The sequence below is a fragment of the Acidimicrobiales bacterium genome, from assembly GCA_041394265.1.
Taxonomy (GTDB): domain Bacteria; phylum Actinomycetota; class Acidimicrobiia; order Acidimicrobiales; family SZUA-35; genus JBBQUN01.
In genome coordinates, this window is the sequence record JAWKIO010000006.1 from 45067 (window position 1) to 57396 (window position 12330).

The following is a 12330-nucleotide window of genomic DNA, read 5'->3' on the forward strand; positions in this document are numbered from 1 at the left end:
GATCGGGACATGCGCGGATGGCCCCACTTCCGACCGCGACACGCCAGGCGTCCCAGCACTTGGCAGCTACACCGAATCGTTCAGAAGCGCAGCATCGAACCAGACGTCCTCCTGCGATGGAGCCAGAAGGAATCGCCAACCTGGTCCAAGGCCGAGCATCCCGACTATCTCGGGGCAGCGGTCTGTCAGATGATCTGCATGCAACGGCTTGAAGAGGCCGGGATCTGCGCTGAGACTCTCACCGGCCCAAATGAACCATCCCGACGTTAGACCTCGATGATGGCGGAGACCGTTGAGCGGCCACAGTCCGGTACCGACGTTGTCTGCCACTCCGACAATGTCGTCGGGCGCCGTCATCGCGAACCCGGCACCGTATCGCGCACAAACCGCACGCATTTCGTCGATGAACTGGTGCACTCGCCAGAGCGTGGGCGAACTCGGAAGACGGGTTCCTTGCCCGGGGTGCGGCCGCCGAAGAAGCGATCGTCTCGATCGGACGCCAACTTCACGAATTCGGACTTCGGAGCCGCAAGCGAACCGGCTTTGACACCCGGGAGATCAACAGCCTCTGGGTGCCCCAGAACGCTCCGGTCGTTGCCTGTAGGAACCGTCACCTTACCGCGGAACGGAGTGAGCCGATGGGCCACGGGTCGAGTCCTCGCTACTGGCGCCGATCCCATGTCGGTTCAATGGGCCTGCCGACGGTGGGCTTGAGCACCGTGGGCAGTCGCCTCGCCCTTCCGGTCATCGAGGGCACCTGCCCTCGGCCAGCCATGGGTCAGGTCGCGTCGAGTTCGCTGGACGATACGGATGCACTGGCCGTCACGGGTTGAGAGCCGTACAAACTACGGACTCAAGTAGCAGGTGAAGTGGTCGATCCTCTGGTCATGAGGGTCAGCTCTCTCTATCTGCGTCTTCTTGCAGTCTTGGCGTTGGGTGTCGGCTTCTACGCGCTCCTCGTCTGCTTGCTCCTCGCTGCGTTTCTTCTGCCGGTGCTCGAGCTTCGCTACTTCGGTCGGCTTCACCTTGTCCTTGTCGGCGGGCCATTCGCTGTGGTCGCGTTGATGTGGGGAGCAAGACCTCGAAGGCATCGGTTCGAGCCCCCTGGACCCGAGCTTGCCGCTACCGAGCATCCGGAGCTGTTCGACCTGATCGAGCGTGTCGCTGTTCAAACTCGTCAGGCTGCTCCGACTGCGGTGTACCTCGTTCCTGAGGTCAACGTATTTGTAGCGTCAGTGGGCGGCGTCCTCGGGATGCGGCAGCGGCGAGTGCTCGGCGTCGGCCTGCCAGCTCTGCAGTTGCTAGACGAGGAAGAACTCCGGGCCGTCATCGCCCACGAGTTCGGCCACTTCGCCGGGGGCGACACCCACTTCGCCCGACTTGCCTTCGGCCTGACCCGCAGCGTCCGAAGCAGCCTCTCCAGGCCTTCGCCCAATCTCGCTTGGCATCTAGTGAATGGCTACTTCAAGCTCCTTCTACGATCAACGACCTGGGTTCTCCGAGAGCAGGAGAAGGCGGCCGACGAACTTGCAGCCAACGTGACGTCAAGGGTCACGATGGCCAGTGCGTTGTGGCGGATGGAACACGGCCAATCGCTTTTCGAGGCCTATCTCACCGAGGCCGCCGGTCCCGTGCTCACTGCCGGCTACGTGCCTGATCTTCGCGATGGGTTCGATCGCTTCCGCTCTACGCAACAGCTCAAGGCACCGCATTCGCGGATGGAGAGGCGGGATGCGGGCCGCTACGACACGCACCCGCCATTGGCCGAACGGCTGGCGATGTTGGGATTCGATCTGTCGTTTCGACCCTCTTCGACATTCGTGGCGTCCCCGGCCTCTAGCTACCTGCGACCGTCCGCAGCCGAGACCAACCTGTGGCCCTACCTGATTGGTGAGGGCGCCAACGATCTCGACCCCGTCGAGTGGGACCGGTTCGGTGAGATTCAGATTGAGGCATGGCGATGCGAGACCGAGCAGCAGAGAGAATTGCTGGTCGGACTTAGGCTCGGGGACTTGCCTCGCGACATCGGCCCCTGGAGCGCCATGGGCAGAGTCGTCCTAGGCAGACGGTCAGGCCCCGTGGGGCACCGCAACTGGCACAAGTTTGGTCACCACATGGTTGCCCGAGCGATGGCGGTTGCCCTTCACGACGCTGGATGGATAATTCGCTGCGAGCCCGGTGAGATCCTGACGATCGAGCACGACGGCCAGAAGTACGATCCCGTTGACCTGCTGGACGGAGTTGTCGATGACGACGCGGCTCGCATCGGCTTTGAAAAATGGGTGCGACGATATGGTCTTGGCGACCTGGCTCTGGTCTCCAACAGCGAGGACGCCACACAGACAACGAATGCGGATAATCAGGCCGGATCGCGTAGTGATCGATGGGCCCGCGAGCGACACCCGCAACGACAATGACACGGCGAAGACCAGCGATTCGGGCTTGATTGCCGGGTTAGCTCACTGTGATCGTGGCTAACGATCCAAGCGATGCGGCCGCAAGGTCAGTCACCTCGACCGTGACACCATCACAGGTCCCGAAGGTGCGCACGGCAGTGGAAAGTGCCGCCTCGCTCGCCTCCACGTCACGACTGTCGGGCCCCGAGCGACATCGGCCATGCTTGCCTATTTGTACTGCCGTCGCCAGGCCAGCAAGGCTGGTTGATCGGCGAGTGAACACCCGCGCGGGACTCGACCGATGTGAAAGGTCTGAAATGCAAGGAGCAGAAGGAGCTCGCTCTCGATCCAGACTCCTCGTCTACGGTGCGGTGCTGATCGTCGTGAGTGGTCTCGGAATCGGCGTTGCGTACGGTGCTGGGAGCGCAGGTCCGGCAACGAGCGCTGCGCTTGCAGTCGGTTGCTGCACGGGGTTGCTCTTGGTGGGGGAACGCTGGACCGCTGAAGGAAGACTGGCTCAGCTCGTCGATGGTGGTCGCTTCGAGTTCTATGCGACGCTCGGCCATGACGATCTTGCCGACCCATGGAGGAGCCAGGTCAGGGAACTGCTCGCTCTGCCAATGCGTCACTACTTGATCCGATTGCCGGTCGACCTGGTGGTGTCTGAGACGACGGTGCACATCGCATCGCGTCCGATCGGCGGCAGGAGAGCAGGAGCGTTCAGCTTGAGTTTCGATCTGTCGGAGGTCTTGTCGGTTTCGACATCGTCGCCATGGCACGACCAAGCGGGACCAGGGCTGACTCTCGGCCTTCACGACGGAAGCAAGATCTGCATGACGATTCCACTCTCGGCGAAGCAGGCGGAACTGGTGGCAGGAGAACTCCGTCGACGAATCGATGGTCGAACTGCGATGTAGCGGGAACCGCCCGGTTGCCGACGTCGTGTGCCGGTCTGGCACGGCCGATGTTCGCCAAGCTCTGTGTACCCCCAACCATGCCGGCCTTGAGCACTCCACGGCCGTCTCCGATCGCCGGCCATGGACATCGCCTCGAGTGTCCGAACGGTAGAGGTCACGCGGATCCCCAGCTTGGGCACGCGTCATCTGAGCAAGCAGACCCTCGTCAATGGAACAATGCCCGGCTCTCGTACATCGGCGGGCGCACGCACGCGAGGTCAGCGTTGCGAGGCCGGATAGCTACTCCCTTGGGAAAGGATTCGTCGGTACGCGTCACGCCTCGTTTCGGTACGTGAGGCTCCCCGGACAGCGACAACAGTCGAACCAGCGGCGCGATCATGGCGACCTCGCCGATCCTTGCCAACCAATACCGGCAGGTAGATGAACAATCCGATGCCCCACCAGCCGCAAAGCAAGACCAGGTAGGTGTTCGGCTCGATCTCGAAGTCGCCCGCTGTCTGCAGAGCAACGACCGCTCGCCAGTACAGCGTCGCCGCGATGCTGACCCCGGTTCGTATCGCTGCCCTTCGCAAGCCAACCCGCTCGTCAGTCGTGGAGCGAACGCGCAAGCCCATGAGTGCTTTGCCCGGGGTTGCTCCGTAGAGAGCGACGCCGAGCACATCGAGCATGGCGCCTGCAACGATCCCGACCAGCCACTTCCCGTTCGATCCCGGCACACCGAGCCACACGGCCAGTAGCCCGACCGGGAGAATCACGACCCCGTCAATCAGCCCAGCGAAGAAACGGCGCCCCACGAACCTTCCATCGCGTGGCCGCGCCACCTCCGCTGTCGGTGGAGGTGGCACTGCGGGTATCAGCGGGCTACGTCCATGCTTGCGAGTCACAAGAACCGGGCCTTCAGTCGAACATGTCCACGCCATACACGCCCTTCGACCATGTCAACGAACGTAGCGTCTCACCACCACAGCAGTGAGAAGCTGAACTCCCCAAACCTGCCATCGCATTACCCCGCGTTGCGTCCCCGAACGTTCAGCCGCCACGGGTTTCTCGCCTGCCCCACAACGCCGGGATGATGTCGCGCGAGTCGCCGCTCGTTCAGCAGGCCGCGTTCAGCAGCGGATGCTCTACTGCTCCGGGCCAACGGTCGAAAGGCCGAACTCGACTCGCATGAACCGCCAAAAGAGCGGAACGGCATCAGCGGCGGGTCGAGTGATCTCGGTGTCGGGGCCGTTGACAGCGATGTGGTCGATCCGAACTGTCGATTTCGCGTGTCTTCTCAGCGAGCCTGGGGCAGCCACGAGGACTACGTCGAGGGGTGGCGCCGATATCGGCTTTGGTGCGACGACGAGGTCGTGCATTGATGTAGTGATCGCGAGCAACCTGTCGGCGCCCGCGTTGACAACCGATCCGATGATCTCGAGCAGGTAATCGGCTTGTTCGTCTTCCCAGTTCACGCGTTCGAGTATCTCGCTGACGTCTTCCCATCTGCGTTCTCGAAATTCGTGTCGCCAGCCGAAGGTCACAGGATGCAGCCTCTCACCTCACAGCACCTCGCGACCACCTCGTTCAGGCAACGCGACCAATCCGGTGACAAGGTCGGCCGTCGTGACGGAGGGCTCGATTGGGCGTCGGGGAAGTGCCCCCGAACGCTCAACGCCCGCGTCGCCGCCCCTGCCCCAGACCGCCGGTTCTCGAGGACGCACGTTCGCGAACGGTCGGCTGGAACGCATTGGCGGAACGCGACGGCCTCGGCGGGTTGCCGGCCGGACCCCGAGTAAGGGCCCGACCGAGCAGCCTGTTAGGTCAGTTCGATGAGTCCGCCGACGGTGGGCGCAAATCCGCAAGCTTCGATGTAGAAGTCCCGAAGGCTTTCATCGAAGCCGACATGAAGGAACTCGCAACCAGCGGCCTGAGCGCCGTCGCGTGCAGCGTGGACGACGGCGACACCGATGCCGCGGTGCCGGTAGCCCTTGTCGACCATGACGTCCTCGATGAAGGCGTGGACCAGACCGTCCCAGAGCACGTTGGCGAAGCCGACGAAGCGTCCGCTGTCTCGTGCCACGACCCAGCCGAGGCTGTGTCGGCGGGTTTGCTCGACCCAGTCCCACTCGGACTCGTCGAACAGCCGCGTTTCGAACGCAGCTGCGTGAAGGGCGTGGATCTCGCGATTCGTGAACGGCTCGCGCCACGCGAAGGTGATGTTGCCGTGAGGCATGAACTCTCCTTGAAGGTCGGAGGGTGGATGCCCCAGCTGCGGCCAGGGTGCGGAGTCTCAGCCGATGAGCGGACCGAGCGCAGCAGGGGCGGTGAGGTCATAGCGTGCGGTGTCCATCAGGGGCCTCCCGGGGATCGATGCGGGAGAACCCCCGCACGACCGAGAGTACGCCGTCACCTTCGGCACGGCCTCGCGATATCGGCACGTACTCGAGCGACGAACTGCCCCATTCCGCTCAGCGGCTGCCTGGCTGCCCCTGCCCCAGACCGCCGGCCGTGGATGTGAGCTGTCGGGATTGACGATTGGAGGCGGCCGGACTCCCGTTGAACCACGAGGATTTCTGGGTGGGTGACCCCGCAATTTGGAACCGCCATGCCTTGTGGGTGTGATGGTTGGCGTGGGGTCGTTCGAATCGTTCTACGGGGAACACCGTGACCGACTCGTGGCGGTGCTGTTCGGGTTCGTCGGCGACATGACCGTCGCCGCCGACGCTGTCGACGAAGCCTTCACCAAGGCCTACACGCGATGGAACCGAATCAGCAGGCATCCCGAACCGGCCGGTTGGGTGTTCGTGACCGCAAGAAACGAGGCACGACGCCAAATGAAACGCCGCACGGCCCGACCAGCGTTCGCCACCAAAACAACGATCGTGGGCCCTGCCGGTGAGACCTGGCTCTTGGTCGCCGCGCTCCCTGACCGGCAACGCGAAGCTGTCGCGCTTCGCCATCTTCTCGGCTTGACCGAACAAGGCGTCGCCGAAGCCATGGGCATCACACGGGGCACCGTGTCCTCGACCTTGAGAGACGCCTACCGATCGCTTGGCCTGTCACTCGCGGACTCGCCACCCATTGAGAACATCGAGGCCCGACCATGAACCCGCTAGACACGCTGTCGACCGCATTTCACCAGCAGATCGCCGTCCCACCAGGACCAGGGGTCGACACCATCGTGCGTCGCGGAACCATGCGGCGTCGACGCGCGAAGGGTCGAAACCTCGCGGCCGCCGGCGTACTGGTCGCCGGATTGGCGGGAGCAGCAACGAACCTCGGTGGAGACGCCATCAACGAAACCATCGCGGCGGACGAAACCACGTCGTCGGGCTCGGTGATGGATCGACTGTCGATCGATCTCGACTCCGCCATGTCGGCATTGCCTGCCCGTCCCGCCGAATCGCTCACGATCCCCACCCCGACACTGCAGGGCTGGTCGGTGAGCGTCGACACGGTCGCCATTGAGGGATCCGGGCCGGATCGGTTGGCCCCAACAGCCACGTTCCTCCTCGCCAACGGCGACGACCAAGTCACTATCGACGTGGCCCGATGGGAGCTTCCGCTCGAATCGTCGACAGAAGCACCCGTCACCATCGACCGCCACGGCCAGACCGTGCAGGCAAGCCGCACCGACGCCGGCACTGAGGAGAATCTGGTCAAGCTCAGATGGCAGGAACCAGGCACACCGAAAAACCCGCTCACGGTGACGGTATGGGCCCATGCCGAGATCATCGAGGACGTTGCGGACACGATCACCTTCGAAGAACAGCCCGTCACCGGGGCCACAGCACCGCCCCTGATCGACAGCCGGCCCGACGATGTTGTTGTTCTGGCCGGGACAACCGACGAAGTGGCGTGGCGAGTCGTTCACGACGGGCGCGGAGGTGAACTTGCCGTCGAGATCGATGGCCAGGCGCCCCTGATCCGTGCTGAGGCATCGAGCGAACCCAACGACTTCCCGGTCGATCTCATCTCGGTCAGCAACAACGGGATACAGATCAACATCATCCGGCTACCCGCCGACGCCACGGCCAGCATCGAAACCGGCGGAACGATCGTCGCCCTACCCACCTTTGAGCTGGACGGATCAGTACAACGAATCGCCGCTGCACCGATCCCCGCGGCCGCTCAAGCCGACCGAGTCGTCCTACACGGCCCCGACAACACCATCGTCGTCCTCCCACTCATCACACCACCCCCCACCGGATGGATGGCAACACGCTACGAAGCCAACTGAACGCCCACATCCACTAGAGCGCCACCTGTCCCCGGCTGCTCACCAACCGCCGAACTGCCCCTTTGACCGGCGGCACGGCGGGTCCAATCGCCATCAGGTCGCCGTCGAGTGCCCGACCAGTAGCAGCGAACGCTCGCCCGGCACGGGGGAGCAGACCCCTTGGGCCACTACTGGCGTCGTAGCCGGCTGCTCCGATGGTGGCGGAGGTCAAGGAGCCGACGAGTCAGCAGATCGGGACCGTCGCCAACCCGGGCCAAAGGGCTCGGGTGGGAACGGGCGATCAGCACCGATACGGCTCCCGGTAGGAGGCCGCTGCAGGAAGGTTGAGACCTCGTGTGGCCTTCTCGACCTCTTCCTTCCAAGTGGGGATCCCGAACATCGCAAAGATGCGCCGTGGAGACAGCGGCCGAGCATCGCTTGTCAGAGCGGCTCGGAGGAACCTCGACTGGGTCGGGGTGAGGTCGCCTGCGAGCCCGAAGGTGAACCGGTTGCCGTCGACCTGTAGGTCGGTGGACACGAAATCGGATGCCGGGTCGACGGGATGATCCCAGGTTGCTGCGAGCCAACGACGCACGGTGGTCAACAGGTGGTGTGCGGCCACGGTGAGATCGGCGAAGAACTCGTCACGCTCGGGAACCACCCCCAACGGCCCATCGGGAACCAGTGGTACACGCACCAGCGACACCTCCTGACGAGTGTGTTCGCCCCGTTGTCGTTCCTGGAGCGCACGGTAGGTGTCGGCGGCGACGAACGAGGTCGCTACCGGCCCCTCGAGCCAGTACGCCGACGACGGAAGACCGACCACCGACAGCAGACCGTTGAGTGGGTGGAGCATCAACCGCATCTGTTCACGGGTGCCGGTCAGGTGCACGCCGCCGCTGATCGGCATCGCCGCCCCAGTGAGTCCGACATCGAGGACCGCCGCCAAAGAATCTTGCAGCCACACGTGTTGCGGGTGGAGCGGGAGTTGGTCGATGGTGAGCCGTCCGGGTCCGGCTTCGTAGCCGCTCGCGATCTCTGTTCGCCAGAGCGGGGCTCGGGCGACGTCGGTGGCGATCCATCCACCACGCAGACCCTCCTCGGCCAGCGCGTCGGCGAGCGGGTCGAGCCGACCGCCGTCGCTGCCAGCGATGACCATCCTGATCGTGAAGTGCTCGCCCTGGTGTCGAATGGTGAGTTGGTTGGGCGGCCACGAAACAGAGCTCTCCTCCCACCCGAGATGGAACTCGTCACCGTATTCCGTCAGTCCGGTGACATCTGGCGCTCGGGCCGACGTGGTCGCTTCGGGAACGATCTCGTGGATCGCGTCCTACACGAGATCGGCATGCGCCTGATCGATCCAGTCCATCGAAGCCGTCAAACTGGCCCCACCATCAATGGACAGCGGGTCGCCCACCTCGAACGGATCGGTCGGCAACGCAGGGACGGGACGAAAACGCAGCGTCATGCAAGCAACACCCATCAGGGCACAACCAGCCCGGAACGGCTGAACCACCACAACCTACGCGTGTTCCCAACCGCTCACGACCGCCAACCAAGGAAGACCGTCCTCGATCGCCGACGGTGGGTGGCGCTGTCGAGGGCCCCAGCCGGGAATGAGGGAGTTCCCGGAGTGGACGAGCTCATGGCATCGGCGATGGTGAGAACATGACAATGCACAGCGAACGACCTGGTCGGCCTGGAACAGTCGAGCGTGTTGTCCTGTTGGCCGGTGCCGGCTTCGCGTTTCCTGCGACGTGGTGGGTGTTGGGCCGCATCGATGATTCGGGCGCCTGGATCGCTGATCCGGACTACGCCGTTCGGCCGCCACAGATCGACCGAGGTCTCGCGCATGTGATCGGTGCCGGTTCGACACTTCTCGCCGTTCTGACGATCTTCGTGGTTGCCGGATCAATCGCCAGTGGTCGTTGGTGCCGATGCGTTGCCGGCGTCTTCGGGCCGTTGGGGGCAGGGTTCGCCTACGCCGGGATGGCGGGACATGTCCTCACGGCGCCAGTGATCGGGGCCAACATCGGCGCTGGGCTGGTCATGCTCGGCGCAGTTCCCGCCGCCGGCACCTTGATCTCAATCATCTCGATCTCCTGGAGGGCGTGCATGCGCACCCACGATTCGGCCCCGGCATGACCACCCCCCTGTGAGCCTCCGGCCTCGATCCTCGAACCTCGAGCGGACCGTTCCCGACAACGAACGACGCCCGGACCGCCACCGCAGCCGCTCTCTCATCCGGGCCATCTCGCAGACTGCCCACGTGCTGATGCCCGAGCAGCCGGGCCGAGACGTCCGATGACTTGCCGGTCGAGTGTGTTCCGCTGGTGCCCGACCGTGTGGTCAGCTTGTCGCGAAGTAGCGGATGTCGTTCATGATGGCGGTTGGGTCCTGCCCAGCAAGCGAAGTCTGCAGTGGGTCGGTGGTGTCGAAGCTGGAGCCGTCAGGGAACTCCGGGTAGGCGAGGACCGCCACGGTGACGACATCGCCATGGGCGTAGATCCAAACGATGCGGCGGAGCCAGGTGTCGGGATTGGCGCTGCCGTGCTGGTATTGCTGGATCGACGCCGATTCGCCGGTGGTGACGATCCCGTCCGGTGTTGACTGATATAGCGGCACCGCTAACGCGGTCGGCCCATCGACGATGTCGAGTTCGGCCGGGTCGGCCATAACCCGCCACGCCAGATCGTCGATGTCGAACGTGGCGACCTGAAGTCCTCCTCGACCGGTGACATTGGCCATGGCCGTTGCGGGATCGCCGTCCCACCCCTCGGGCACCGGAACATCAACACCGCCAGGCTCCGTCGACCCGGCACGGGTGGGGAACGCCGGTGTCGAGAGCCTGCCGGCAGCGAACTCAGCGACCACCGGCGGTGCGGTGGGCAGGACCGCCGGTTCGGTCGTGGGTACCGGCTCGGGTGCAGTCTCGCCGATTCGCTCGCGCTCGACCACAGGTGGCCCGACACCGAGTATCAGTCGTGTCGGCCGCGCTCGCGGCGATCGGCGGACCTCGGCTACGAACGGGAGATCACCGACATAGCGCCGCTCGAGAGCGACGGCGTAGACGGCGGGCGTGGCAGCTGCGTCGCAGAACACGTTGCCGCCCGGCGAGAAGAAGTCGAGGACGACGGTCGCGTCGTCGCTGCCGTAGCCGTCGAAACGCACGCCACAGGCACCGAAATTCACACCCGACCGGTGGGTGTAGGCGAGGATCACCTCGGTATCGAAATCGACCGCGATCTGCTCGGTCTCGGGGCCCTCACCGAGCAGCGGCCACAGTCGGTCGTAGTCGGCTTGATTGTCGATGACGGACGGGCCAGCCCCGAAAGCGACGCCGCTACCTGCACCGACCCACCGCCAACCCGGACCCGACAGTTCCTGTGGGCCGATAGGCACATAGTCGTTGGGATCGGCGCCCTCCACACACAGCTCGTCTGGATCGGCGAAACCAGCCAACGCTGCAAGGGTGGGTTCGTCGAGCACGAACAAGTCGATCCTCGGCAGATAGCCGTCACCACCGGGGCTTCCGCCCGGACTGAGTCCCGTCTCAACAGCAGCGAAGAGCAGCTCCTGACCTCGTTCGGTGCTGACATCGCCCTCGAGAGACAGGCCCGATTCCTGACAACGGCGAAACCCGGACGCCTGCAAAATGGCTTCGCTATCGATCTCGGGTCGGGTCGTCACCGGCAGCCCCGTCGCAGCCGCGACCGGTGTCGTGGCAGTGCGGTCGGACGCTGGCGCGGGGCCGTCGGCAACGAGACCCGGCTCTCCCCCGGTGCCGCAGGCAACCAGCCCGACTATGAACACGGCGACGACGAAGAACCGTCGCATGCCATTCAGACGCCGCACAAGACACATCCAGTGCCCATCGGCATCGGAGGGCTCATACAAAGCCGCCACCCAGATGGCTGCCACGAGCCCCGCGCCGCAACATAGCTATGCGCTCGTGACCGCCAACGCCAGAAGCGGCCCCTACCCCAGTCAAGCCCCAAGCGGAGAGGGCGTGCCCCACTTCGCCGGTGGGGCGGCGCACACTCTTGAGCGGTCCGTCGACGACACATTGCCGGCTGTGAGCGAATCACCACGAAACCCGCATCGTCATTCCTGAGCGCATCACGATGGCCTGTCACCTCTGGCCGTCGCGCACCTGCGTCCCGGAGCGAAGACCGAGGCGGTCACGCTCGAAGTACTCGTCGTAGCACGGTTCGCACACCCAATCGCGCGCCCACCGCCATCCGAACTCAGCACCGCCGTCTCCGATCTTCACCCAGTCGAGCAAGCAATGTTCATGGTCGCTGATCGGGCGCTCAAGGACCCAGGTGCGTCCGACATCAGCCACGGCGTCGTAGGCGTCGGGCGCCCACCACTGCTGTAGTTCAGCAACCCGACCAGCGACTGCGTCAAGCGCAGTTGCGTTCGTCCTGAACTCCGCCGTGTGATCGTCGGTTGAGACGACCACATCGAGATGCACGGTGGTTCCGTCGTCGAAGTGAAGCGACGACGGGGCGAGCGGCGGGTGGAACACGGCATCTGTTCGCACCGTGACAAACGTTGTGTCGCCGTCTCGCCGCACGCCGACGACCTCCACCAGTGAACCCACATGACGAAGCGTAGGGCCGCAGTCGAGTCGGACGATCGCGGCGCACTGAACGGTGCTTCGACGCAACGAAGCGATCCCGCTCGCTTCACCCACGACCCGGCCTCGATCGTGGCTGCCGCACGGCACACGCCGCGTACGACCTCTTCTGAGGACCCGCCCTCAATGGCACACACGAGACGGCGAAGCGTCCCATACCCTCGGCCGATCTCA

10 protein-coding genes are annotated in these 12330 nt (G+C 64.4%); 4 read left to right on the forward strand and 6 right to left on the reverse strand.

The genetic code is table 11. The features are described from left to right. Positions 1-869 precede the first annotated feature (869 nt). The gene (locus R2733_24520) at positions 870-2417 is read left to right on the forward strand and encodes a M48 family metallopeptidase (protein ID MEZ5379684.1); all 1548 of its coding nucleotides are present in this window, start codon (positions 870-872) and stop codon (positions 2415-2417) included. A gap of 1153 nt (positions 2418-3570) precedes the next feature. Here R2733_24520 and R2733_24525 read toward each other — a convergent pair. From R2733_24525 to R2733_24535, 3 genes are all read right to left on the reverse strand, one after another. Beyond that, positions 3571-4107 carry an RDD family protein gene (locus R2733_24525; protein ID MEZ5379685.1) on the reverse strand — a complete coding sequence of 179 codons (537 nt, stop codon included), beginning with the start codon at positions 4105-4107 and terminating at the stop codon, positions 3571-3573. Between the two features lie 330 nt (positions 4108-4437). Then, on the reverse strand, positions 4438-4836 hold the full coding sequence (locus R2733_24530; protein ID MEZ5379686.1) for a hypothetical protein: 399 nt from the start codon (positions 4834-4836) through the stop codon (positions 4438-4440). A 275-nt stretch (positions 4837-5111) separates the two neighbouring features. Then, entirely contained in the window at positions 5112-5528 is a 417-nt protein-coding gene (locus tag R2733_24535; protein MEZ5379687.1) for a GNAT family N-acetyltransferase, read from the reverse strand. A 397-nt stretch (positions 5529-5925) separates the two neighbouring features. Here R2733_24535 and R2733_24540 point away from each other — a divergent pair, with 397 nt between their 5' ends. Beyond that, on the forward strand, positions 5926-6402 hold the full coding sequence (locus R2733_24540; protein ID MEZ5379688.1) for a sigma factor-like helix-turn-helix DNA-binding protein: 477 nt from the start codon (positions 5926-5928) through the stop codon (positions 6400-6402). Continuing rightward, complete coding sequence (locus R2733_24545) at positions 6399-7535, forward strand: hypothetical protein (protein MEZ5379689.1); 1137 nt, start codon at positions 6399-6401, stop codon at positions 7533-7535. The genes R2733_24540 and R2733_24545 overlap by 4 nt, the downstream gene beginning before the upstream one ends. 280 nt (positions 7536-7815) lie before the next feature. On the opposite strand, the gene R2733_24550 is transcribed toward R2733_24545, so the two are convergent. Further along, entirely contained in the window at positions 7816-8673 is an 858-nt protein-coding gene (locus R2733_24550; protein MEZ5379690.1) for a hypothetical protein, read from the reverse strand. Positions 8674-9182: 509 nt separating this feature from the next. Between R2733_24550 and R2733_24555 the strand changes: the two genes are divergently transcribed. Next, the gene (locus R2733_24555) at positions 9183-9659 is read left to right on the forward strand and encodes a hypothetical protein (GenBank protein MEZ5379691.1); all 477 of its coding nucleotides are present in this window, start codon (positions 9183-9185) and stop codon (positions 9657-9659) included. A 204-nt stretch (positions 9660-9863) separates the two neighbouring features. Here the strand turns inward: R2733_24555 and R2733_24560 are convergent, their stop codons facing one another. Together R2733_24560 and R2733_24565 are read right to left on the reverse strand one after the other, a co-directional pair. Beyond that, positions 9864-11204: a hypothetical protein gene (locus R2733_24560; GenBank protein MEZ5379692.1), complete on the reverse strand. Its 1341-nt coding sequence runs from the start codon at positions 11202-11204 to the stop codon at positions 9864-9866. Positions 11205-11646: 442 nt separating this feature from the next. Beyond that, positions 11647-12120, reverse strand: a complete 474-nt coding sequence (locus tag R2733_24565; protein ID MEZ5379693.1) for a hypothetical protein — start codon at positions 12118-12120, stop codon at positions 11647-11649. Positions 12121-12330: the final 210 nt, after the last annotated feature.